The sequence below is a fragment of the Streptomyces sp. DSM 118878 genome (assembly GCF_052936595.1).
Map to the genome: position 1 here is coordinate 6468113 of NZ_CP193622.1, position 22891 is coordinate 6491003.

Below are 22891 nucleotides of genomic sequence, written 5' to 3' on the forward strand. Positions count from 1 at the left end.
CGACGTGCCCCGGGGTCAGCTGTCGGGGATATCGGCCTTGGCGCGCAGCAGTGTTTCCCTGGTGACGATGACGATGCGCTCGTAGTCGCCCCGGGACGCGTCCGAGGGGAGTTCGGCATCGAGTTTCGCGGTGGCGTCTGTTCCGATCACCGCGAAATCTCCGTCGGACAATTCGAAGATATCCGGGCAGTTCTGTCCGGATACGCTGCCTCGCGCGCGTGGAGAAGCGCCGATCCGACGGATGATGTGGCTCACTGTTTTCCCTCTGGTCGCAAGGTGACGTGGTCTCAAGCTGACGTGGTCGCAAGGTGACGTCGTCTCAAGCTGACGTGGTCGCAAGGTGACGCGCTGACACTGAGACTGACCGGGCGTCCTCGTGGGCATGCCGGCGGCGTGGGGCGTCGGTTCTGACGGGGTGATTTCTTGCGCGGTCCGCTTCTTGCGCGGTCCGCGCAGTCAGCAGCCCAAGTTGGCATTTAGTGAACGATCGGTGCCCGCCCTGGTTTCTCACCCGTCCGCGTGATGGCCGTGAACGGCGCGACCAGGGGCGCGGAAGCGGGCGGGGGCGCCGGGCGGCGCGAGGAGGCGGGGAAGTGTGCCGCAGTCTCGCGGGGCCTCGGCGAGCTGCGGCTTTCTTTCTCAGGCTTCCCTGCTCGGTGGCTCGCCGATGACCCACCATTCGTCGATGTCGGCCTCCTCCAGTTGCATCAGGAGGTCGTCCACCAGGCGTCCGAGCCGGGCTTCGTCGGAGGCGTCCGCGATGGTGGCCCTGTGGTGTCTGCCCGCGTTCCAGTACTCCCTGACGATCGGGTTCTGGAAGATTCCGCGCACGAACCCGAAGAATTCGTCGCGGTCGATATTTCCCACGCGATGGTAGAAAAGCAGATTCGTGTACAGGGCATTGGCGAAGAGGTACTGGCGGTGTCGCTGCGGCGTGACGTCTTCCTCGTAGGTGTTCAGGACCTCGGCCAGGTCCTGGTCGTCCATCGCCTTGCTCAACAGCTCCCAGTGCAGGCGCTGTTGCATCGCCAGGTTGGTGTGGTGCTGGTTGTGCGCGGTCTGTTCCAGTCGTTCGAGGCGGATGCGCAGCGCCTCGATGGTGTGGCGCTGTGCGGTCAGGGCGCCGATGGCTCCCGCCACGAGGCCGACCCCGGCCGCGACGGCGGGCCGGAGACCTCCGGCGGCGAACCTTTTAGTGAGCATGTCAACCCCCGATTTAGGCGACCGTCCGCCGGTCGTCGGGGTGCGGTCGACAGGGAGCGGACCGGCGAGCGATGGGCGGTGCGCTTGCCGTCTCCCAGGGTGCCGAGCGGCTCTGATCGGCGGGGGAGGCGGAGAGGAGGCGCACGGAAGGAAGCGGTGGTCGCACATCCCGGCGCCGTGCCCAATGTGTGCCCCGCGAGCGCCGCTAACAATCGTTCACTTCGTGGCCCCTCCACGCGCACGTGGCGCCGCTTTTCCACGCGCATCCGTGTGGCTCCCGCGCCGCGCACCGCGCATATCCTGGCTCCGTCTCATTCGTCGTACGGAATTCACCGACGCCCGTACGAGTGTCGGTGCGAGGGGCCCACGGTTGTGAACAAGCGGCAGATTCCCGTCGTCGTCCTCGCCGGGTTCCTCGGCTCCGGCAAGACCACCCTGCTCAACCATCTGCTGCACCGCAGCGGCGGCACCCGTATCGGGGCGATCGTCAACGACTTCGGGTCGATCGAGATCGACGCCATGTCGGTCGCCGGACAGCTCGGTGACTCCACCGTCTCGCTCGGCAACGGCTGCCTGTGCTGCGCCGTGGACGCCAGTGAGCTCGACGAGTACCTGGAGCGGCTCGCGCGGCCCGCAGCCCGGATCGACGTCATCGTCATCGAGGCCAGCGGGCTCGCCGAGCCGCAGGAGCTCGTCAAGATGCTGCTCGCCAGTGAGAACCCGAACGTCGTGTACGGGGGGCTCGTCGAGGTCGTCGACGCCGCCGAGTTCGATGCGACCCGGGAGCGGCATCCCGAGGTGAACCGGCACCTGGGCATCGCCGATCTCGTCGTCGTCAACAAGACCGACCGGGTGCCCGAGGCGGAGCGTGCGCGCGTACTCGACGTCGTCCGTGGTCTCGCCGGGCGCGCGGCCGTCGTCGCCGCCTCGTACGGGCGCGTCGACGTGGAGCTGTTCTTCGACCGGGCGCCCGTGGGGGAGCGGGTCGGGCAGCTCTCCTTCGACGATCTGCGGGACGACGATGCGGCGGCTGTCCAGGAGGGGGACGCCGAAGACGAGTGGTCCGCTGAGGGGTGCTGTTCCGCTGAAGGCGGCTGTCCTCACGACGTCCGCGACCATTCCCGGGCGCATTCCCACGACCATTCCCGGGCCCATGCTCATGCCCACGCCCATCACCTGCACTCCGCCTACGAGAGCCTCTCCTTCACCTCGGAGGCGCCTCTCGGCCCGCGTCCCCTCATGGCTCTGCTGGACAGCAGGCCGGAAGGGCTCTACCGCATCAAGGGCTACGTGGATTTCGGCGCCTCCGATCCGCGGAACCGGTACGCCGTGCACGCGGTGGGGCGGTTCCTGCGGTTCTACCCGGAGCCCTGGGGCCCCGACGAGCCGCGGCTGACCCAACTGGTGCTCATCGGATCGGGCATCGACGTGGCAGGCCTGGAGAAGGGCCTCGACGCGTGTCGCGCGGACGCCCCGCACACCGCCGACGAGCAGGGCATGTGGGGCGTGCTGCGTTACGTGCAGGAGGCCGAGGAGGCCGAGGAGGCGGCGGACGTCGATCCTGGGCGCGAGTAGGTGCAAGCAGACGCGGTGACGTAGTCGCTCTGTTGCCGCGCTGCCCCTCCTCACGCAGAGCTCGCTGACGTGGTCGGCTCCGCGACGGGTGCCCGTGCCTCGCTTCGCACCCGCCGCGGCAACCCGCAGGACCGCCCGGTCACACCGGCAGTCCGCCGGTCACACCAGAAGCCCGCCGGTCACGCCATTCACACCGGTCCCGCCACCGCCGCCACCGGCTTTGCCAGGGAGACGCCCGAGCCGTCGCGGCGCGGGTCGATGTCGGGGAGCGTGGCCGGCGTGCCGTTGCGCTGCGCCGCGTGCGGGGGTGTCGGGCCGGCCCAGGCGAAGCTCAGGCAGTCCTCGCCCTTGAGGAACCGCTGGACGCGCACGCCGCCCGTGGCGCGGCCCTTGCGCGGATACTGGTCGAACGGTGTCAGCTTGGCCGTGGTCTGGACGGAGTCGTCGAGCGTGCCGCGCGAGCCCGCCACCGTGAAGACGACCGCGTCCACCGCCGGGTCGATCGCCGTGAAGGAGATGACCTTCGCCCCGGCAGTCAGTTTCACGCCCGTCATGCCGCCCGCGGGACGCCCCTGGGGGCGGACATGGGAGGCCTGGAAGCGCAGGAGCTGGGCGTCGTCCGTGACGAAGACCAGGTCCTCCTCGCCCGTGCGCAGCTCGGCCGCGCCGACGATCCGGTCGCCGTCCTTGAGGGTGATGACCTCCAGCTCCTCCTTGTTCGAGGGATAGTCGGGCACCACCCGCTTGACCACGCCCTGCTCGGTGCCGAGGGCCAGGCCCGGCGAGGACTCGTCGAGGGTCATCAGGCAGATGAGCCTCTCGTCCTTCTCCAGGGGGAGCAGCTCGGAGACGGGCGCGCCTCCGGAGAGGTTGGGCGCGCCCATCGTCTCCGGGAGCTGCGGGAGGTCCACCACGGAGAGGCGGAGGAGCCGGCCATCGGACGTGACGGCGCCGACCTCGCCGCGCGCGGTGGCGGGCACCGCGGAGACGATCACGTCGTGCTTGACGCGCTTGGTGCTGTCCTCGCTGAAGGGGTCGCCGTTGGCCGTGCGGGCCAGCAGGCCCGTGGACGACAGGAGCACGCGGCAGGGGTCGTCGGCGACCTGGAGCGAGACCGTGGCGGCGGGGGAGCCCGCCGACTCCAGGAGCACCGTGCGCCGGTCCGTGCCGAACTTCTTGGCGACAGAGGCCAGCTCGGCGGAGACCAGCTTGCGGAGCTCCGCGTCCGAATCCAGGATTCCGGTCAGCTCGTCGATCTCACCGGTGAGCTTGTCGCGCTCGGACTCCAGCTCGATGCGGTCGAACTTCGTCAGGCGGCGCAGGGGGGTGTCCAGGATGTACTGCGTCTGGATCTCGCTCAGCGAGAAGCGTCCGATCAGGCGCTCCTTGGCCTGCGCGGAGTTGTCGCTGGAGCGGATGAGGCGGATGACCTCGTCGATGTCCAGGAGCGCGACGAGGAGGCCCTCGACCAGGTGCAGGCGGTCGCGCTTCTTGCCGCGGCGGAACTCGCTGCGCCGGCGCACCACGTTGAAGCGGTGGTCGAGGTAGACCTCGAGGAGTTCCTTGAGGCCGAGCGTGAGGGGCTGGCCGTCGACCAGCGCCACGTTGTTGATGCCGAAGGACTCCTCCATCGGCGTCAGTTTGTAGAGCTGCTCCAGGACGGCTTCCGGGACGAAGCCGTTCTTGATCTCGATGACCAGGCGCAGACCGTGCGAGCGGTCGGTGAGGTCCTTGACGTCGGCGATGCCCTGGAGCTTCTTCGAGCCGACCAGGTCCTTGATCTTGGAGATGACCTTCTCGGGCCCCACGGAGAAGGGCAGTTCGGTGACGACGAGGCCCTTGCGGCGCGCCGTCACGTTCTCCACGGTGACCGTGGCGCGGATCTTGAAGCTGCCGCGGCCCGATTCGTACGCGTCCCTGATGCCGGTCAGGCCGACGATCTTGCCGCCCGTGGGCAGGTCGGGGCCGGGTACGTACTTCATCAGCGTCTCGAGGTCGGCCCCCGGGTGCTTGATCAGGTGACGGGCCGCGGCGATGACCTCGCCGAGGTTGTGCGGCGGCATGTTCGTCGCCATGCCGACGGCGATGCCCGACGCGCCGTTGACCAGGAGGTTCGGGTACGCCGCCGGGAGGGCGGTCGGCTCCCTCTCCTGGCCGTCGTAGTTCGGCTCGAAGTCGACCGTGTCCTCGTCGATCGACTCCGTCATCAGGGACGTGGCGTCGGCCATCCGGCACTCGGTGTACCGCATCGCGGCCGGCGGGTCGTCGTTCCCCAGCGAGCCGAAGTTGCCGTGGCCGTCCACCAGGGGCAGGCGCATCGAGAAGGGCTGGGCCATGCGCACCAGGGCGTCATAGATCGACGCGTCGCCATGGGGGTGCAACTTACCCATGACCTCGCCGACGACACGGGCACACTTCACATAGCCGCGGTCGGGGCGCAGGCCCATCTCGTTCATCTGATAGACGATCCTGCGGTGCACCGGCTTCATGCCGTCGCGGGCGTCCGGCAGGGCGCGCGAGTAGATGACCGAATACGCGTACTCGAGGAAGGAGCCCTGCATCTCGTCGACGACGTCGATGTCGAGGATCCTCTCCTCGAACGACTCGTCGGGCGGCGGGGTCTTCGTGCTGCGGCGGGCCATCGCTGCTGCGGCTCCTTCACCAAGCAAGTGCGGGTTCTGACGCCGACCATTGTGGACTGTCCCACTGACAACGCCGACCACGACCCGTGCACCGGGCGTCGTCGGCCGGGACTACGCCGTGAGCGGACCGGGAACTTCGTGAGGTGTCGGCACGCTGCATACAGTGTCGGGACTCGCAGTGATTCTGCAGATTTCAGCGATCGAAGGGACGTACATGCCCATGGGTCACACGGCCACAGCCGAGGCCGGCTCCGGCGGCCTGACAGCGACCGAGCACCGGCTGGCCAATGGCCTGCGCGTGGTGCTCTCCGAGGACCACCTGACCCCGGTCGCCGCGGTGTGCCTCTGGTACGACGTCGGCTCACGCCACGAGGTCAAGGGGCGAACCGGTCTCGCTCACCTTTTCGAGCACCTCATGTTCCAGGGTTCGCAGCAGGTGTCGAACAACGGACACTTCGAACTGGTCCAGGGCGCCGGCGGCTCGCTCAACGGCACGACGAGCTTCGAGCGCACGAACTACTTCGAGACGATGCCCGCCCACCAGCTGGAGCTGGCCCTGTGGCTCGAGGCCGACCGGATGGGCTCGCTGCTCTCCGCGCTCGACGAGGAGTCGATGGAGAACCAGCGGGACGTCGTCAAGAACGAGCGCCGCCAGCGCTACGACAACGTTCCCTACGGCACCGCCTTCGAGAAGCTGACCGCCCTCTCGTATCCGGAGGGCCACCCGTACCACCACACGCCGATCGGCTCCATGGCCGACCTGGACGCGGCCACCCTGGAGGACGCGCGCCAGTTCTTCCGCACGTACTACGCGCCGAACAACGCCGTGCTCTCGGTCGTCGGCGACATCGACCCGGAGCGGACGCTCGCCTGGGTCGAGAAGTACTTCGGGTCCATCCCCTCGCACGACGGCAAGCAGCCGCCGCGCGACGGCTCCCTCCCCGAGCGCATCGGCAAGGAGCTCCGCGAGGTCATCGAGGAGGACGTCCCGGCCCGCGCCCTGATGGCCGCCTACCGGCTGCCGGAGGACGGCACACGCGCGTGCGACGCGGCCGACCTGGCGCTGACCGTCCTGGGCAGCGGTGAGTCCTCACGGCTCTACAACCGGCTCGTGCGCCGGGACCGCAGCGCCGTCGCCGCCGGGTTCGGTCTGCTGCGGCTCGCCGGCGCGCCCTCGCTCGGCTGGCTCGACGTGAAGACGTCCGGTGACGTCGAGGTCCCGGTGATCGAGGCCGCCGTCGACGAGGAGCTCGCCCGCTTCGCCGCGGAGGGCCCCACCCCGGAGGAGATGGAACGCGCCCAGGCCCAGTTGGAGCGCGAGTGGCTCGACCGGCTCGGCACGGTCTCGGGGCGCGCGGACGAACTGTGCAGGTACGCCGTCCTCTTCGGTGACCCGCAGCTCGCCCTCACCGCCGTCGGGCGTGTCCTCGACGTCACCGCCGAGGAGGTCCAGGAGGTCGCCAAGGCCCGCCTGCGGCCCGACAACCGCGCGGTGCTCGTGTACGAGCCCGTGGCCGCCGAAGGAGCCGAGGAGACGGCCGCCGACGGGACCGAAGAGACCGCCGCCGGCGAGACCGACCAGGAAGAGGAGGCGGCGAAGTGACGGAGGCCGCGACCATGCAGTTCCACCCGCAGCCACAGCCCGGCACGGCCAAGCCGTGGGCCTTTCCCGCGCCCGAGCGCGGCGCCCTGCCCAACGGCCTGACGGTGCTGCGCTGCAACCGCCCCGGCCAGCAGGTCGTCGCGGTGGAGGTCCACCTGGAGGCCCCGCTGGAGGCCGAGCCGAAGGGCCTCGACGGCGTCGCCACGATCATGGCGAGGGCCTTCAACGAGGGCACGGACAAGCACTCCGCGGAGGAGTTCGCTGCCGAGCTCGACCGCTGCGGCGCCTCCATGGACGCGCACGCCGACCACCCCGGCGTCCGCGTCTCCCTCGAAGTGCCCGTCTCCCGCCTCCCGAAGGCGCTCGGGCTGCTCTCCGACGCCCTGCGCGCCCCCGCCTTCGCGGACAGCGAGATCGAGCGCCTCGTACGCAACCGGCTCGACGAGATCCCGCACGAGGCGGCCAACCCGGCGCGCCGCGCCGCCAAGGAGCTCTCCAAGCAGCTCTTCCCGGCCGGTTCGCGCATGTCGCGGCCGCGCCAGGGCACCGAGGAGACGGTCACCGCCATCGACTCGGCGGCGGTGCGCGCCTTCTACGAGAAGCACGTCCGTCCGGCGGCGGCCACCCTGGTGATCGTCGGCGACCTGGAGGGCACCGACCTGGACGCGATCCTCGCGGACACCGTCGGCACCTGGACGGGCAGCACGGCGGAGCCGCGCCCCGTACCGGCCGTGACCGCCGACGACACCGGCCGCGTGGTCATCGTCGACCGTCCCGGAGCGGTCCAGACGCAGCTCCTGATCGGCCGCATCGGCCCGGACCGGCACGACCGCGTCTGGCCGGCCCAGGTCCTCGGCACGTACTGCCTCGGCGGCACCCTCACCTCCCGTCTGGACCGGGTCCTGCGGGAGGAGAAGGGCTACACCTACGGAGTGCGCTCCTTCGCCCAGGTCCTGCGCTCCGCCCCGGACGGCACGGGCGCCGCGATGCTCGCCATCAGCGGATCGGTCGACACGGAGTCCACGGGGCCCGCGCTCGACGACCTCTGGAAGGTGCTGCGCACGCTCGCCGCGGAGGGCCTGACCGACGCCGAGCGCGACGTGGCGGTGCAGAACCTGGTGGGCGTCGCCCCGCTCAAGTACGAGATGGCGTCCTCCGTGGCGGCCACGCTCGCCGACCAGGTCGAGCAGAACCTCCCGGACGACTTCCAGGCGCGGCTCTACCGGCAGTTGGCCGCCACCGGCACCGTGGAGGCCACCGCGGCCGTCGTGAGCGCCTTCCCGGAGGACCACCTGGTGACGATCCTCGTGGGTGACGCCGCGCGCATCGAGGAGCCCGTCAGGGCCCTCGGCATCGGCGACGTGAGCGTCGTCCCCGGCTGAGCGACAGGCCGCCTGACGGGCAGCCGACAGCCAGCAAGTCACGACATATGAGGACCCCGGTGACCCAAACGGTCACCGGGGTCCTCATATGTCCGAATTACTACGGAGGTTGCCTGTCTGCCGTGTGGCGTGCGCTACAAAAGAGGCGTTCTGTTTGTCGTTCGAAAGACGTCGCGTTTAGCGTCGGTCCGGCTGTTCGTCACGCAGTACGCCGCAGCCGCGGCACCGGACAGTCATCGCCGAGTCCCCGTACGGCGCGAGCCAGGGGAGCCGGGGACCCACATGTCCCCTGGGGTGAATCGGGAACCTTGCCGCGAGGTGAGGGGCTCGTAGGAGACCTTCCTGCTCCGAACCCGTCAGCTAACCCGGTAGGCGAGAGGGAAGGAAAGGATCAGCCGCTTCATGGCGTTCACCCGTGCCACCGGGAAGCACCGTCGTCCGAGCCGCCTCACGCGCACCACGGCGAATGCCGCGGGCGTCGCCGCGCTCACCACCACCGGTGTCATCGGAGGCCTGGCAGCTCCCGCGCTCGCCGCCGCCGACGACGCGGCCATCGAGCACACCGGACTCACCCAGGCGATCTCCGTCGGCGACACGCTCGCCGAGGGCATCGACGCGCAGGCCGCCGCCCAGCGCCACGCCGCCGAGGAAGCCGCCGCCGCCAAGAAGGCCGAAGAGGCCGCCAAGAAGAAGGCCGCGGAGGAGAAGCGCAAGGCCGAGGCCGAGGCCAAGGCGAAGGCCGAGGCGAAGGCCAAGAAGGAGCGCGAGGCGAAGGAGCGCGCCGCCCGCGAGGCCGAGCGCAAGCGCCTGAACACCTACGTCTCCCCGATCTCCGGTTCCTACGTCTCCACGGGCTACCAGACCGGCGGGGCCATGTGGTCCTCCGGCAGCCACACCGGCGTCGACTTCCACGCCTCGTCCGGCACCCCGGTCCACGCGGTCGGCTCCGGCACCGTCGTCGAGGCCGGCTGGGGCGGTGCCTACGGCAACAACGTGGTCATCAAGATGAACGACGGCACGTACACCCAGTACGGCCACCTGTCCTCCCTCGGCGTCACCGTCGGCCAGGCGGTCACCCCGGGCCAGCAGATAGGCCTCTCCGGCTCCACGGGCAACTCCAGCGGCCCGCACCTGCACTTCGAGGCCCGCTCCGGCGAGGAGTACGGCTCGGACATCGACCCCGTCGCGTACCTCCGCGCGCACGGCGTCAACGTCTGACCGACGCCACTGACGTCGTACCGAAAGCCCCGGCTCACGAAGAGCCGGGGCTTTCGGCGTCTGGACTTTCGGTGTCCGGGCTTTCGGAGTCTGGCCAAAAGATATCCATGAATTCCGTCCCCCCTTCGGAAAACGCGTCGTCCTGCAATAGAGTCACGGAAAGAGCGTCAATCGACCGCGTCGCGCGGGGATCAAGGCGGAGGACCGGTCATGCGCATTCCCGCGCACTCTGTATGCACGGCGATACGGGACGACATCATTTCCGGCGTCCATGAAAGAGGCGGCCGGCTCACCGAGGACCTCCTCGCGCGCCGCTACGGCGTCTCCCGCGTCCCCGTGCGCGAGGCCCTGCGCACCCTGGAGGCCGAGGGGTTCGTCGTCAGGCGCAGGCACGCGGGCGCGTGTGTCGCCGAGCCCACGGAGCAGGAGGCCGCCGACCTCCTGGAGGTCCGCCTGCTGCTCGAACCGCTGGCCGCGGCGCGCGCGGCACGGCGCCGCACCGACGCCCACCTCAAGGTCCTGCGCGGTCTCGTCAGGGTGGGCCAGGAGCGCCGCAGGAGGGGCCAGGGGGAGGATCTGGGCTCGCTGGGCGGCTGGTTCCACGAGACGCTCGCCCAGGCGTCCGGCAATCCAGGGCTGATCGCGCTGCTCACCCAGCTCCGGCAGAAGACGGCCTGGATGTACGTCGTCGAGCCCTCCGCCGCGCCGGACGAGGCCTGGGCCGAGCACGCGGCGATCGTCGACGCGATCTCCCGCGGGGACGCGGAACGGGCCAGGGCGCTCACCGCGGCGCACGTGGAGCGCGCGACGTCCGCGTACAGGCCGCGGCCCGCCGGGCGCGCCCCTCGCGTGAGGGATCCGCAACGTGCCGTAAACACGGCGAGCCTTTTGAATTAACGCGGGCGCCGTATACAGAAGTGCAGAAGTGGCAGAAGTGCGGCTCGTCCGTTTTACCGCGCACGCGCATTTCGCATCGCCCAGGGAATTCCGTAGTGCCGTATCCGTATCCGTATCCGTATCCGTATCCGCATACGCCGAAGGGCCCACCCCGCATCAGGGTGGACCCTCCGGTCGGTGCTGCTCGGTTCAGACCGTCTCCGGGAGCTCCTCAAGGCCCTCGGCGACGAGCTTGGCCAGACGGTCGAGAGCGGCGTCCGCGCCCTCGGCGTCGGAGGCGAGGGTGATCTCCTCGCCGCCCTGGGCGCCCAGGCCGAGCACCGCGAGCATGGAGCCGGCGTTGACCGGGTTGCCGTCGGCCTTGGCGATCGTCACGGGGACGCCGGCGGCCGTGGCCGCGCGGACGAAGATGGAGGCGGGTCGGGCGTGGAGGCCCTCGGCCCAGCCGACGTTGACGCGGCGCTCAGCCATGTGTTGCTGCCCTTCCAGGTGTTTCACACTTGTCTAGACCAGTGTCTCATGTCGACACGGGTGCTCTGCCGACCGTACGCCCTGGTCGTCCGGCCGTGCCTCATCGGTCACCCGGACCCCCGCTCCGCCACGGTCCATACGGCCCCGCGCCCCGTACCCTGGCCCCATGCAGACCCCGTCGGATCAGCAGGAGCGGCACGACTATCCCGCGCACTGGGAAGCCGATGTGGTGCTGCGCGACGGAGGCACCGCCCGGATCAGGCCCATCACGGCCGAGGACGCGGACCGCCTGGTCAGCTTCTACGAGCAGGTCTCCGACGAGTCGAAGTACCTCCGGTTCTTCGCGCCCTACCCCCGCCTCTCCGCCAAGGACGTGCACCGCTTCACCCACCACGACCAGGTGGACCGCGTGGGGCTCGCGGCGACGGTGGGCGGCGAGTTCATCGCCACCGTGCGCTACGACCGCATCGACGAGCGCGGCATGGCCGCCGTCGCGCCCGCCGACGAGGCCGAGGTCGCCTTCCTCGTGCAGGACGCCCACCAGGGCAGAGGGGTGGCCTCCGCCCTCCTCGAACACATCGCGGCGGTCGCCAGGGAGCGCGGCATCCGGCGCTTCGCGGCCGAGGTGCTGCCCGATAACACCAAGATGATCAGGGTGTTCACGGACGCGGGCTACCAGCAGAAGCGCAGCTTCGAGGACGGCGTCGTGCGCCTGGAGTTCGACCTGGAGCCGACCGACCGCTCGCTCGCCGTGCAGCGAGCCCGTGAGCAGCGCGCCGAGGGCCGGTCCGTGCAGCGTCTGCTGACGCCGGGCTCGGTCGCGGTCATCGGCGTGGGCCGGGCCCCCGGCGGGGTCGGCCGCAGCGTGCTGAGCAACCTCCGCGACGCCGGGTTCACCGGGCGCCTGTACGCGGTGAACAGCGCCTTCGAGGAGGGCACACGGATCGAGGGCGTGCCCGCGCACCCCTCCGTGACGTCCGTGGCCGAGCCCGTCGACCTCGCCGTGGTCACCGTGCCCGCCGACCGCGTGCCACAGGTCGTCGCCGAGTGCGGCGAGCACGGGGTGCGCGGGCTCGTGGTGCTCTCCGCCGGGTACGCGGAGAGCGGCGCCGAAGGGCGCGAGCGGCAGCGCGAACTGGTGCGCCAGGCGCGCTCGTACGGAATGCGCATCGTCGGCCCGAACGCCTTCGGCGTCATCAACACGTCCCCCGAGACGCGGCTCAACGCCTCGCTCGCCCCGCAGTCACCCGCGCGCGGGCGCATCGGCCTGTTCACCCAGTCCGGGGCCATCGGCATCGCGCTGCTCTCCGGGCTGCACCGCAGGGGCGCGGGCCTGTCCACGTTCATCGGCTCCGGCAACCGGGCCGACGTCTCAGGGAACGACGTCCTCCAGTACTGGTACGAGGACCCGGACACCGACGTCGCGCTGATGTACCTGGAGACCATCGGCAACCCGCGCAAGTTCACCCGCCTCGCCCGCAGGGCAGCGACCGCCAAGCCGCTCGTCGTGGTCCAGGGCGCCCGGCACAGCGGCATCGCGCCCACCGGGCACGCCGTGCAGGCCACGCGGCTGCCGTACGCCACGGTGTCGGCGCTGCTGCGCCAGGCGGGTGTCATCCGCATGGACACCGTCACGGAGATGGTCGACGCCGGGCTGCTGCTCGCCGGGCAGCCGCTGCCGTCCGGGCCGCGGGTGGGCATCCTCGGCAACTCCGAGTCGCTGGGGCTCCTCACGTACGACGCCTGTATCGCCGAAGGGCTGCGACCGCTGCCGCCGCGCGACCTGACCACGGGGGCCACCCCGGCCGACTTCCGGGCCGCGCTCGCCGAGGCGCTGTCGGACGACGGGTGCGACGCGGTGATCGTCAACGCGATCCCCTGGGTACGGGAGGACAAGGTCGCCGCCGATCCGGAGACGCTGGCCGGTGAGTTGAGCGCCGCCGCCGCGGGGTGCCCGGCGAAGCCCGTGGCCGTGGTCCACGTGGAGCTCGGCGGCCTCGCCGAAGCCCTGGCCGCCGCGGCCAGGACCCGGCCCGACGCGGCCCCCGGCGACCGGACCGGCCGCCCCGCGCCCGCGCCCGCGGACGACGCGCCCACAAAGCCCCCCGCCGGCCCCGCCCCCGCCGCGGACGCCCCCGAAGCCGGCCCCGCCCCGGAGCAGCCGCACCGCATCCCCGCCTACCCCGCGGCCGAGCGCGCCGTCCGTGCCCTCGCCGAAGCCGTCAAGTACGCCCAGTGGCGGCGCGAGGCGGCCGAGCCCGGCAGGGTGCACGAGTACGACGACATCGACGAGAGCGGGACCGCCGAGCGCATCGCGGAGCTGCTCGCGGGGGAGGACGGCCGCCGTGGCCTGACCCTCGCCACGGCCGACGCCGACGAACTGCTCGGGCGGTACGGCATCCCCGTACGCGAGGCACTGCCCGCGCCCGGCCCCGACGAGGCCGTGAAGGCCGCGCGCAGGCTCGGCTACCCCGTGGCCCTCAAGACCACCGCCCCGCATCTGCGGCACCGCGCCGACCTCGGCGGAGTACGGCTCGACCTCGCCGACGAGGAGCAGCTGCGACGGGCCTATCAAGAGTTGATCGACCTGTTCGGAAAGCCCGCCGAGCTGCGGCCCGTCGTACAGGGCATGGTGCCGCGCGGCGTCGACACCGTCGTGCGCGCCGTCATCGACCCGGCGGCCGGAGCGGTGCTCTCCTTCGGCCTCGCGGGCGCCCCGTCCGAGCTGCTCGGCGACACCGCGCACCGCCTGATCCCGGTCACCGACCGGGAAGCGGCCTCCCTGGTCAGGTCCATCAGGACCGCCCCGCTCCTGTTCGGCTGGCGCGGCTCGGCCCCCGTCGACACCCCGGCGCTCCAGGAGCTGCTCCAGCGGGTCTCCCAGCTCGTCGACGACCATCCGGAAGTGGCCGGCGTCTCCCTCGAACCCGTGGTGGTGGCCCCGCGCGGCCTCTCCGTGCTCGGCGCGTCGGTCCGGCTCGCACCCCCGCCCGCCCGCGACGACCTGGGCCCGCGGACGCTCCCCGGCTACTGAGGGCGCTTCCCGGCGCCGAGCCGCCCGCGGGGGGCCGTGGGCCCCGCGCCGGGCCGTAGGATGGACGGCATGGCAAAGACCGGTACGACGACCCAGGGGCTGCGCGCGGCGATCGAGCGCAGTGGCTACTACCCGGCCCTCGTGGCCGAGGCCGTGGAGGCCGCCATCGGCGGCGAGGCCATCGGGTCGTACCTGGTCCACCAAGAGACGACGTTCGACGCCAATGAAGTGCGCAGGCACGTCACGGTCCTCGTGCTGACCGGCACCCGCTTCATCGTCAGCCACACCGACGAGCAGGCGGCGGACGGCACCTCTCCGACGCCGTACGCGACGACCTCCACGGAGTCGGTCAAGATCGGCCGGATCTCCTCGGTCGTCCTCAGCCGCGTCGTCGCCAACCCGGAGAAGTACGTCCCCGGCACACCGCCCCGCGAGGTCGTCCTGACCATCGGCTGGGGCGCGGTCTCCCGCATCGACCTGGAGCCCGCGGCCTGCGGCGACCCCAACTGCGAGGCCGACCACGGGTACACCGGCAGCTCCACCGCCGACGACCTCAGCCTGCGCGTCAGCGAGGCCGGTGACGGCCCCGACGCCGTGCGGCAGACGCTCACCTTCGCCCAGGCGCTGTCCGAGGCCACCGCGGAGACCGCCCGCTGATGTCGCTGCCCGCCTGGGACGACGTGGAGCCGCTCGCCCTCGACACCGCCCCCGTGCCCGCGTACGGCTCGGGATCGCTCGCCGACCTGCTGCCCACGCTCGTCGCCCACCAGGGCGTGCCCGGCCACACGCCGGTCATCGCCGAGCTCGCCCCGGCCGACCGCAACTGCGTCTTCCTCATCGACGGCCTCGGCTGGGAGCAGCTCAAGGCGCACGCCGCGGAGGCACCCTTCCTGAGCTCGCTGATGCCGGGCTCGCGGGGCGGCACGGGAGAGCCGATCACCGCCGGTTTCCCCGCCACCACGGCGACGTCGCTCGCCTCGGTCGGCACGGGCCTGCCGCCCGGCGTGCACGGCCTGCCGGGCTACACCGTGCGCGACCCCGCCACCGGCGAGCTGATGAACCAGCTCCGCTGGAACCCGTGGACCGACCCGCGCACCTGGCAGCCGTACCCCACCGTCTTCCAGCAGGCCCACGAGGCGGGGGTGCACACCGCTCAGGTCTCCGCACCGACCTTCGAGCACACCCCGCTGACCAAGATCGCTCTCAGTGGCGGCACCTTCCGCGGCAAGCTCTCCGGCGAGGACCGCATGGACCTCGCCGCCGAGCAACTGGCCGCGGGCGACCGGTCGCTGGTCTACACGTACTACGCGGAGGTCGACGGCAAGGGCCACCGCTTCGGCGTGGACTCCGACGCCTGGCGCGGCCAGCTCATGTACGTCGACCGGCTCGCCCAGCGCCTCGCCGAGCAGCTCCCGCCGCGCAGCGCCCTGTACGTCACCGCCGACCACGGCATGCTCGACATCCCCTTCGACGAGCAGTCCCGCATCGACTTCGACGAGGACTGGGAGCTGCGGGCCGGCGTCGCCCACCTCGGCGGCGAGGGCCGTGCCCGCCATGTCTACGCGGTGCCCGGCGCGCAGAGCGACGTCCTGACGGTGTGGCGCGAGGTGCTCGGCGAGCAGTTCTGGATCGCCTCACGTGACGAGGCGATCGCCGCGGGCTGGTTCGGTCCACACATTGATCAACGTGTGTACGAGCGCATCGGTGATGTCGTCGCCGCCGCGTACGACGACGCCGCGATCATCGCCACGCGCCGTGAGCCCAACGAATCCGCACTGATCGGCATGCACGGTTCCATGACCCCCGTCGAGCAGCTCGTCCCCCTCCTCGAAGTACGGTCCTGACCGCACCCCCGCCCCGCCCCGCAAGTCTCGAAAGGTCTACCACCTCCCATGCCCGAGCTCGTGTTCTTCTCCGGAACGATGGACTGCGGAAAGAGCACCCTGGCTCTCCAGATCGGGCACAACCGGTCGGCTCGGGGGCTCCAGGGTGTGATCTTCACCCGGGACGACCGCGCGGGTGAGGGCAAGCTGTCCTCACGGCTGGGCCTTGTGACGGAGGCTGTCGAGGCGAACGAGGGGATGGACCTGTACGCGTACCTGGTCGCCCAGCTGACCAAGGGCGGCAGGGTCGACTACGTGATCGTGGACGAGGCGCAGTTCCTGGCTCCGGCACAGATCGATCAGCTCGCTCACGTCGTGGACGACCTGGAGATGGACGTCTTCGCCTTCGGCATCACGACGGACTTCCGCACGAGGCTGTTTCCCGGTTCGCAGCGACTGGTCGAGCTGGCGGACCGGATCGAGCAGCTCCAGGTCGAGGCTCTCTGCTGGTGCGGAGCCCGTGCCACGCACAACGCGCGGACCATGGACGGCGAGATGGTCGTCGAGGGGGCTCAGGTCGTGGTGGGTGACGTGAACCGGCCGATGGGCGAGACCGGTTACGAGGTTCTCTGCCGCCGTCACCACCGGCGTCGTATGACGGCCGCGTCCGCTCACGTGGGCGCGCTGTCCCCGGACGTCCTGCCGGTGTCGTCCGCTTGACGCCGCGGCGGCCATGGCCGCCACGGGCGCCCGCCGGTCCCGCGCTGAGGCAGTATGGGCGCGTGAGAGCCTGTGTCATAACCCCGGTCGGATCAGCGCGCGGCGTCTGGTGCGTGCGATCGCAAGGCGCCGGAGCGTCCTCGTAGCGGAGCTACTAGGGCGTTTCGGCAACGCCGCGAGCGTGCGTGCCAGGCGTCGCGCGCCCGGCCGGGGTTATGACACAGGCTCTGAGGGCATCGCCCTGATCGCGAAGTCCTCGCGGCTCGACGGCACTTGTGCCGCGGGCCACGCGGCCGCGCCGCTGCCGGACGAGAAAGGTACGACGGTTGACTGAGGAGAGGACGGTCCCGGTCCCGTCGTCCTGGATGACGCTGTCCGGCGGGCCCGGACGCGCCGTCGCCCGGGCGTGCGACATCGGTCTCGCGCTGGTGGTCCTGGTGGCGGCGGAGTACTACGACGCCGACTACGACCTGCTCCTGGGCGCGCTGATGGCACTGTGCCTGCTGGCCCGCAGACGGTTCCCCGGCACGGTGATGACCGTCATCCTGGCGCTGAGCGTCGTCCAGTTCGTCCTGCACGGGCTGTCCGACTCTCCTTCGGCGTCGGCGCCGGCCTCGTACAACGTGGCCGTCCTGTTCGCCATGATGTCGGTCATCCACCATTCACGTACCACCTGGATGCCGTATCTCGCGGGCGCCGTGGTGCTGCTGGCCACGGGGGCCGGGATGGTGGGGGTGCCGGCTCTCGGCATCGAGCCGTTCTCCGATCCCCAGACGCTCCTGACCTTCTGGGGACTGACGCTGACGGTCTGGCTGACGGCCTTCGCCCTGCACACGCGGCGCCTCTACGCCGAGAGCCAGGCGGCCCGCGCCCGGGCCGTCGAGGGGGAACAGGAGCAGCGGGTCCGGCTCGCCGCGGCCCGGGAGCGGGCCGAGATCGCCCGTGAACTGCACGACGTGGTGGCACACAGTCTGGCCGTGATGATCCTTCAGGCCGACGGCGCCGAGTGCGTGCTGCGGAAGTCGCCGGACATGGCGGAGTCCGCGCTGAAGGCGATCTCCGCCACGGGCCGGGACGCGATCGACGACATGCACCGCATCGTCCGGGTGTTGCGCGAGGGAAACCCGGACTCCGCCGACAGCGGCCCGCCACGGCGTCTGGTCAGCCTCGACGAGATCCAGGTCGTCGCCGAACGCGCACGGGCCGCGGGGCTGACCGTGGACGTGTCGGTCGAGGTCGGTGAAGGGCACCTGTCGTCGGCGGAGGAGATGACGGCCTTCCGCATCGTCCAGGAGTGCCTCACGAACGTGCTCCGCCACGCCGGATCAGGGGCCGGGGTCGACATCCGGCTCCATGAGGAGCAGGGCACACTGCTGATCAGCGTGGTCGACGACGGGGCGGGCACCCTCGCGGGCCGCGGCATCGGCGGGCACTCCGGAGGGAACGGACTCGTGGGGATGCGGGAGCGGGTGGAGCTCGCCGGCGGAAGCTTCGAGGCCGGCCCCCGGCTCGGCAGCGGATGGCACGTACGTGCCTCGATTCCGACAAGAGCGAAGATTCCGACAAGGGCGAAGATTCCGACGAGGACGAAGTGATGACGCAGGCAGACAGGCCGATACGGGTGGCCGTGGTGGACGACCAGCCGCTGATCCGGGCCGGCTTCTCCATGGTGCTGGCCGGTCAGGACGACATCGAGGTCGTCGGTGAGGCGGAGAACGGGGCGGACGCCCTCGACCTGCTGCGGAGGATCGAGGCGGACGTCGTCATCATGGACATCCGCATGCCCGTCATGGACGGCATCCAGGCCACGGAGCAGTTGATGCGGCTGGACGATCCGCCCGGCGTGCTGGTGCTGACCACCTTCGACAACGACGAGGACGCGTTCGCGGCGCTGCGCGCCGGAGCCGGCGGCTTCCTCCTGAAGAACGCCCCCGCCACCGAGGTCGTGAACGCCATCAGGGTCCTGGCCGCCGGGGAGTCGGTGGTGGCGCCGCGCATCACCCGGCTGCTCCTCGACCGGGTCTCGGACCAGCTGGCACCGGCGAACGGACAGGCCGAACGGCTGGACGCTCTCACCGCGCGCGAGCGGGACGTGCTCGCCCTGGTCGCCCGGGGACTGTCCAACGCCGAGATCGCGGCGGAGCTGTATGTCGCGGGGGCCACGGTGAAGACGCACCTGGGCAACCTCATGGCGAAACTGCACCTGCGCGACCGTGCCCAGGCCGTCGCGTTCGCCTATGAGTCCGGGCTGGTCCGTCCCTCCCCCTGAGGGTGCAGGAGTGCCCCCGGCTTCTGCCCCCGGGGGTGCAGGAACCACCCCGACCGAGGGGCCAGATCCGCTTCCTGTGATCTCGGATTCGTGGCCGATGCCCGGCGGGCCGCCGAACTCCAGACTTCTCACTGTCGCCGAACGCGGCCAAGAAGACACTGGAGAACTCGATGAACACCACGGCCACCACGCAGACCCGCAAGCGGAACCGCCTCGTCATCGGCACGGCCACGGCCGTGATCGCCGCGGCCCTGGTCGCCGGGGCGGGCTACTGGTGGCAGGACCGCGACGAGCTCAGCCAGGCGTCCGCCGAGGACTGCCGACTGGCGCAGAGCATCATCACCGAGGCCGAGGAGGTCTCCACCGGCCCCGTGCCGGAAGCGGAGAAGTGGTGGAAGGAAACGGGCGACGAGCGCCGCGCGAAGATGAAGGACGGCTACCTCGGAGCCAAGATCTCCCAGTACGAGGGCTGGGCGCTCGCGACCGCCAAGAAGTCCCCCGAGGCGCCGTCCGCGAAGGACGTGAAGAACCTCCAGGGCGAGGCACGGGGACACTGCTCGGATTCCGGCGTCACCCTGTCCATGCCGCCGCTCGGCTCCTGACCCGGAACGCGAGAGCCGTCACCCATGGCTGTCCACACCGCCGCCCGCGGCCACGCACCGGACGACGTCATCACCGCCACCGCCCTGGTGAAGACCTACCGTCAGGGAACCGCCGAGGTGCGGGCCCTCGACGAGGTCTCCGTCGGTGTCCAAAGGGCACGGTTCACCGCCGTCGTCGGCCCCTCCGGGTCGGGGAAGTCGACACTGATGCACTGCGCCGCCGGACTCGACACCGTCACCTCCGGCAGCATCGTCCTGGACGGAACGGAGCTCGCAGGGCTCTCCGACCGGCAGCTGACCCGGGTCCGCAGGGAGCGGATCGGTTTCGTCTTCCAGTCGTTCAACCTGCTGCCGCAGCTGACGGCCTACGAGAACATCGTGCTCCCCGTCACCATGTCCGGCGGGCGCCCCGACCGCGACCTGGCGGACCACCTCTGCGAAGTCCTGGGCATCGCCCACCGGGCGTCGCACCGCCCCGCCGAGCTGTCCGGGGGGCAGCAGCAGCGGGTCGCCGTGGCCCGGGCGCTGGTGGCCCGGCCGGCCGTCGTCTTCGCCGACGAGCCCACCGGCAACCTCGACTCCCGGTCCGGCGCCGAAGTCCTCGCCATCCTGCGCCAGTCCGTCGACGACCTCGGCCAGTCGGTCGTGATGGTCACCCACGACCCCGCGGCCGCGCGGTACGCGGACCGGGTGCTGACCCTGGCGGACGGACGCGTCGTGAAGGACGAGCTCGCCGCCGACGTCACGGGGAGGTGGCCATGAGAACCCCGTGGCGCGCGACCGTCCTGGGCTCGCAGGTGGCGGAACTCCTGAGGCGGCCGGGACGGTTCACGGCCACCGGACTGTCGCTGCTGATCGCGGCATTCGTCGTCTTCGGGGCCGTCATGGCCCAGCAGATCATCACCGCGACCGTCATCGAGAAGTTCCGCGGAACACCCGAAGCGGTGTCGCTGGTGGTCACGCCCGGCGACGGGGAGGACATCGGCGCGGCCCGCCTCCGCGAGATCCGCGAGACGCCCGGAGTCACCGAGGCCGTCGGCAGGATCACCGGCGGCAGCCCGCTGGGCGGCAGTGCCGTCGAACGCTACCTCGATCTGTCGGCCGACCCGGGCACCGGCGCCTTGGCGGAAGTCCGGCTGGTCAACGGCACGTATCCATCCGGCCCCGGCCGGCTCGCCGTCAACACGCGGGCCGCGCGGGACTACGATCTCGCTCCCGGATCGTCGCTCACCCTGCTGCGGCCCGAACCCGACGGCGAAGGCAGCCGACGGGTGACGGTCGAGGTCACCGGCATCGTCCGCGCCACCGCCACGAACGAGGCGGGGCCCACGGGCTACGCCCCCGGCCCCCAGCTCGGGAAGATGCTCGGCGTGTCGGGCTACTCCCGCATCGACGTCCGCACCGACACCGCGTCCTCTGCGTCCTCTGCGTCCTCCGCGTCCGGTTCCGGGCCCTCCGCGTCCGGTTCCGCCTCGGCGGAGTCGGCGGAGCGGATCCGGCGGGCGGTGCCCGGAGCGCAGGTGCGGTCCGGGGACGAGGTGCGGGACGAGGAGGCCCGCGAGGCGGTGGTGAAGGCGAAGGACGTCCTGGAGCTGGTCACCATCTTCCTCGCCGTCGCCGTCGGCGCGGCCGTTCTCGTCGCGACGTCCACCTTCCGCATCGTCTTCGCGCGGCGCGTACGCCAACTGGCGCTGCTGCGCGCCATCGGGGCGACTCGGCGCAGGCTCGCGACCGCGCTCGTCGTCGAAGGGGCGGTGGTCGGCCTGCTGGCCGGCGCGACCGGTGTCCTGGCGGCCTGGGGCTGCGGGCAACTCACCCCTCCGGTCGCCCGGCGATTCGGGCACGACCTGTACGCACCCTCCCAGGTCCCGCTGACGGAGGCCGCTCTCACCGTCCTCGGCGTCGGCCTCCTCGCGGTCCTCGCGGTCCTGGCCCCGTCCCTGACCGCCTCACGGATCTCTCCCATGCAGGCCCTGCGGAGCGCGGCCACCGGGGAGGGCGCGGCGAGCGGCGTCGGACGGACCGTGCTGGGCCTGGTGTGCGCGGCGGGCGCCGCGCTGCTCGCCTGGCAGCAGTACGACGGGCTGCCCCAGCCGGGCGACACGCAGTACGACCGGTTCACGGCGCTGACCGTCGTGGTGGTCTCGGGCGCGCTGGCCTTCCTGGCCCTGATCGCCCTCGGCCCCCGTCTGGTCCGGCCGGTGCTCGCGGCCGTCGCCGTGCCCCTGCGCCGCACCGGTGCGGCCGGCCGGCTCGCGGTCGCGGGCGTCGGGGGCGCGCCGGGCAGGGCGGCCTCGGTCTCGGTCGTCGTGGCCCTCGGCGTCTGCCTGGTCGGCTCGACGCTGACCTGCCTCGCCTCCCTGCAAGCCTACGATCGGCACCAGCAGGCGGTGGAGGCCCCCGCGGACTTCCACCTGCACGCGAGGGACAGCGACTCGCTGGACCGGTCGCTGGCCGCCGATCTGACGGCTCACCCCGAACTGATCGACGTGACCGCGTTCCGCACGGCGGAGGTCGTCGAGAGCACCCGCAGCGCGACGATCTCCGACCTCGGCCTCGGCACCGTCCGCTCCGGCGTGGGCCTGACCGCCCGTACGGGCACCCTGGACCGCCTCGAACCCTCCGAGGTCGTCGTGGACGCCGAAAACGCCCACCGGCTCGGCGTCGAAGCGGGCGACCGCGTGACGCTGAAGGCCAAGGGCCGCACCGTCCGCCTCACCGTGGCGGGGACGCTGCCCGGAGAAGGTCCTTACGGAGGGAACTTCTTCGTCACCGCCGAGGCTCTCACCCGTATGGGAGTGGGCGCGGCGCCCACCACGGTCATCGCCAATGCCTCGGAAGGCGGTGCCCAGGGGCGGATGGACGCGCAGCGGGCCATCACCGACACGTTGACCGGTCCCCAGCGTGGCGACGGCCGCGTCATCGCCGAGGACTCGGCCGGACAGGCAGGGGAGTCCGACGACCTGCGGACGATGGCCACGACAGTGATCATGGTCCTGGGGCTGACCGTCCTGGTGGCGGTCGTCGGAGTCGCGACCACGGCGAGCCTCACCGTCGTCGAACGCAAGCGCGAGTTCGGCCTGTTGCGGGCCCTGGGGCTCAGCCGGGCGGCCGTGCACCGCATGGTCACCGCGGAATGCGCGCTCTACGGCGTACTGGGCGCGGTCCTCGGTCTGGCCCTCGGCGTGCCCTACTCCTGGCTGGTGGTCCGCGTCGCCCAGACGAACGCCCCGTTCAGCGTGCCGACCGGGGAGCTCGCGGCGGTCTTCACCGCCCTCGTCCTGGTGACCGCCGCCGCGGGAATGGTGCCCGCCCTCAGCGCCTCGCGGACCTCGCCGACGGTCGCCGTGGCCCGGGCCGAGTAGGCCGAGCAGCCGGAAAGCGGGCGGCCGGCGGGCGGGCAGCCCACCAGGGGGCCTGGTGGGCATGGAGCCTCGTCGGTCTACCGCCGC

At 71.4% G+C, this 22891-nt stretch carries 18 protein-coding genes and 1 riboswitch; of the genes, 14 read left to right on the forward strand and 4 right to left on the reverse strand.

Annotation, left to right across the window (positions count from 1 at the left end):
• Nucleotides 1-15: 15 nt before the first annotated feature.
• Nucleotides 16-255: a hypothetical protein gene (locus ACRAKF_RS28710; RefSeq protein ID WP_369213559.1), complete on the reverse strand. Its 240-nt coding sequence runs from the start codon at nucleotides 253-255 to the stop codon at nucleotides 16-18.
• Between the two features lie 384 nt (nucleotides 256-639).
• The gene (locus ACRAKF_RS28715) at nucleotides 640-1203 is read right to left on the reverse strand and encodes a DUF6082 family protein (protein WP_447040431.1); all 564 of its coding nucleotides are present in this window, start codon (nucleotides 1201-1203) and stop codon (nucleotides 640-642) included.
• Nucleotides 1204-1575: 372 nt separating this feature from the next.
• Between ACRAKF_RS28715 and ACRAKF_RS28720 the strand changes: the two genes are divergently transcribed.
• A complete protein-coding gene (locus tag ACRAKF_RS28720) occupies nucleotides 1576-2778 on the forward strand; it encodes a CobW family GTP-binding protein (RefSeq protein ID WP_447040432.1) in 1203 nt (400 codons plus the stop codon).
• A gap of 188 nt (nucleotides 2779-2966) precedes the next feature.
• On the opposite strand, the gene ACRAKF_RS28725 is transcribed toward ACRAKF_RS28720, so the two are convergent.
• Nucleotides 2967-5420, reverse strand: coding sequence for a DNA gyrase/topoisomerase IV subunit A (locus ACRAKF_RS28725; RefSeq protein ID WP_447040433.1), 2454 nt, complete (start codon nucleotides 5418-5420; stop codon nucleotides 2967-2969).
• Nucleotides 5421-5634: 214 nt separating this feature from the next.
• On the opposite strand from ACRAKF_RS28725, the gene ACRAKF_RS28730 reads away from it, so the two are divergent.
• The 4 genes from ACRAKF_RS28730 to ACRAKF_RS28745 all read left to right on the forward strand — a co-directional run bounded on the left by ACRAKF_RS28730 (nucleotide 5635) and on the right by ACRAKF_RS28745 (nucleotide 10520).
• Nucleotides 5635-7023, forward strand: a complete 1389-nt coding sequence (locus ACRAKF_RS28730) for a M16 family metallopeptidase (protein ID WP_447040434.1) — start codon at nucleotides 5635-5637, stop codon at nucleotides 7021-7023.
• Entirely contained in the window at nucleotides 7020-8405 is a 1386-nt protein-coding gene (locus ACRAKF_RS28735) for a M16 family metallopeptidase (RefSeq protein WP_447040435.1), read from the forward strand. The genes ACRAKF_RS28730 and ACRAKF_RS28735 overlap by 4 nt, the downstream gene beginning before the upstream one ends.
• A gap of 227 nt (nucleotides 8406-8632) precedes the next feature.
• A riboswitch (cyclic di-AMP (ydaO/yuaA leader) is annotated at nucleotides 8633-8795 on the forward strand.
• Nucleotides 8796-8807: 12 nt separating this feature from the next.
• Nucleotides 8808-9623 carry a M23 family metallopeptidase gene (locus tag ACRAKF_RS28740; protein WP_447040436.1) on the forward strand — a complete coding sequence of 272 codons (816 nt, stop codon included), beginning with the start codon at nucleotides 8808-8810 and terminating at the stop codon, nucleotides 9621-9623.
• 210 nt (nucleotides 9624-9833) lie between these two features.
• A complete protein-coding gene (locus ACRAKF_RS28745; protein ID WP_447040437.1) occupies nucleotides 9834-10520 on the forward strand; it encodes a GntR family transcriptional regulator in 687 nt (228 codons plus the stop codon).
• Nucleotides 10521-10709: 189 nt separating this feature from the next.
• On the opposite strand, the gene ACRAKF_RS28750 is transcribed toward ACRAKF_RS28745, so the two are convergent.
• Complete coding sequence (locus ACRAKF_RS28750) at nucleotides 10710-10991, reverse strand: HPr family phosphocarrier protein (RefSeq protein WP_062780101.1); 282 nt, start codon at nucleotides 10989-10991, stop codon at nucleotides 10710-10712.
• A gap of 166 nt (nucleotides 10992-11157) precedes the next feature.
• On the opposite strand from ACRAKF_RS28750, the gene ACRAKF_RS28755 reads away from it, so the two are divergent.
• The 9 genes from ACRAKF_RS28755 (at nucleotide 11158) to ACRAKF_RS28795 (ending at nucleotide 22804) form a co-directional block, all read left to right on the forward strand.
• A complete protein-coding gene (locus ACRAKF_RS28755; RefSeq protein ID WP_447040438.1) occupies nucleotides 11158-14025 on the forward strand; it encodes a bifunctional acetate--CoA ligase family protein/GNAT family N-acetyltransferase in 2868 nt (955 codons plus the stop codon).
• A 69-nt stretch (nucleotides 14026-14094) separates the two neighbouring features.
• On the forward strand, nucleotides 14095-14682 hold the full coding sequence (locus ACRAKF_RS28760; protein ID WP_447040439.1) for a DUF5998 family protein: 588 nt from the start codon (nucleotides 14095-14097) through the stop codon (nucleotides 14680-14682).
• Nucleotides 14682-15869, forward strand: coding sequence for an alkaline phosphatase family protein (locus ACRAKF_RS28765; RefSeq protein WP_447040440.1), 1188 nt, complete (start codon nucleotides 14682-14684; stop codon nucleotides 15867-15869). Before ACRAKF_RS28760 ends, ACRAKF_RS28765 begins: the two co-directional genes overlap by 1 nt.
• Nucleotides 15870-15917: 48 nt before the next feature.
• Nucleotides 15918-16568 carry a thymidine kinase gene (locus tag ACRAKF_RS28770; protein ID WP_447040441.1) on the forward strand — a complete coding sequence of 217 codons (651 nt, stop codon included), beginning with the start codon at nucleotides 15918-15920 and terminating at the stop codon, nucleotides 16566-16568.
• A gap of 326 nt (nucleotides 16569-16894) precedes the next feature.
• Nucleotides 16895-18163 (forward strand): histidine kinase, encoded by a 1269-nt coding sequence (locus ACRAKF_RS28775; RefSeq protein WP_447040442.1) that lies wholly within the window; start codon nucleotides 16895-16897, stop codon nucleotides 18161-18163.
• On the forward strand, nucleotides 18163-18837 hold the full coding sequence (locus ACRAKF_RS28780) for a response regulator transcription factor (protein WP_447040443.1): 675 nt from the start codon (nucleotides 18163-18165) through the stop codon (nucleotides 18835-18837). The genes ACRAKF_RS28775 and ACRAKF_RS28780 overlap by 1 nt, the downstream gene beginning before the upstream one ends.
• A 170-nt stretch (nucleotides 18838-19007) precedes the next feature.
• Nucleotides 19008-19439 (forward strand): hypothetical protein, encoded by a 432-nt coding sequence (locus ACRAKF_RS28785; RefSeq protein ID WP_447040444.1) that lies wholly within the window; start codon nucleotides 19008-19010, stop codon nucleotides 19437-19439.
• 24 nt (nucleotides 19440-19463) lie between these two features.
• Entirely contained in the window at nucleotides 19464-20201 is a 738-nt protein-coding gene (locus ACRAKF_RS28790; protein ID WP_447040445.1) for an ABC transporter ATP-binding protein, read from the forward strand.
• Nucleotides 20198-22804, forward strand: coding sequence for an FtsX-like permease family protein (locus ACRAKF_RS28795; protein ID WP_447040446.1), 2607 nt, complete (start codon nucleotides 20198-20200; stop codon nucleotides 22802-22804). The genes ACRAKF_RS28790 and ACRAKF_RS28795 overlap by 4 nt, the downstream gene beginning before the upstream one ends.
• Nucleotides 22805-22891 lie beyond the last annotated feature (87 nt).

Coding starts and splice junctions, on each gene's coding strand:
- ACRAKF_RS28785 (WP_447040444.1), top strand. CDS start 19,008: ATGAACACCACGGCCACCACGCAGACCCGCAAGCGGAACCGCCTCGTC.
- ACRAKF_RS28760 (WP_447040439.1), top strand. CDS start 14,095: ATGGCAAAGACCGGTACGACGACCCAGGGGCTGCGCGCGGCGATCGAG.
- ACRAKF_RS28740 (WP_447040436.1), top strand. CDS start 8,808: ATGGCGTTCACCCGTGCCACCGGGAAGCACCGTCGTCCGAGCCGCCTC.
- ACRAKF_RS28770 (WP_447040441.1), top strand. CDS start 15,918: ATGCCCGAGCTCGTGTTCTTCTCCGGAACGATGGACTGCGGAAAGAGC.
- ACRAKF_RS28780 (WP_447040443.1), top strand. CDS start 18,163: ATGACGCAGGCAGACAGGCCGATACGGGTGGCCGTGGTGGACGACCAG.
- ACRAKF_RS28745 (WP_447040437.1), top strand. CDS start 9,834: ATGCGCATTCCCGCGCACTCTGTATGCACGGCGATACGGGACGACATC.
- ACRAKF_RS28790 (WP_447040445.1), top strand. CDS start 19,464: ATGGCTGTCCACACCGCCGCCCGCGGCCACGCACCGGACGACGTCATC.
- ACRAKF_RS28750 (WP_062780101.1), bottom strand. CDS start 10,991: ATGGCTGAGCGCCGCGTCAACGTCGGCTGGGCCGAGGGCCTCCACGCC.
- ACRAKF_RS28725 (WP_447040433.1), bottom strand. CDS start 5,420: ATGGCCCGCCGCAGCACGAAGACCCCGCCGCCCGACGAGTCGTTCGAG.
- ACRAKF_RS28765 (WP_447040440.1), top strand. CDS start 14,682: ATGTCGCTGCCCGCCTGGGACGACGTGGAGCCGCTCGCCCTCGACACC.
- ACRAKF_RS28755 (WP_447040438.1), top strand. CDS start 11,158: ATGCAGACCCCGTCGGATCAGCAGGAGCGGCACGACTATCCCGCGCAC.
- ACRAKF_RS28715 (WP_447040431.1), bottom strand. CDS start 1,203: ATGCTCACTAAAAGGTTCGCCGCCGGAGGTCTCCGGCCCGCCGTCGCG.
- ACRAKF_RS28730 (WP_447040434.1), top strand. CDS start 5,635: ATGCCCATGGGTCACACGGCCACAGCCGAGGCCGGCTCCGGCGGCCTG.
- ACRAKF_RS28795 (WP_447040446.1), top strand. CDS start 20,198: ATGAGAACCCCGTGGCGCGCGACCGTCCTGGGCTCGCAGGTGGCGGAA.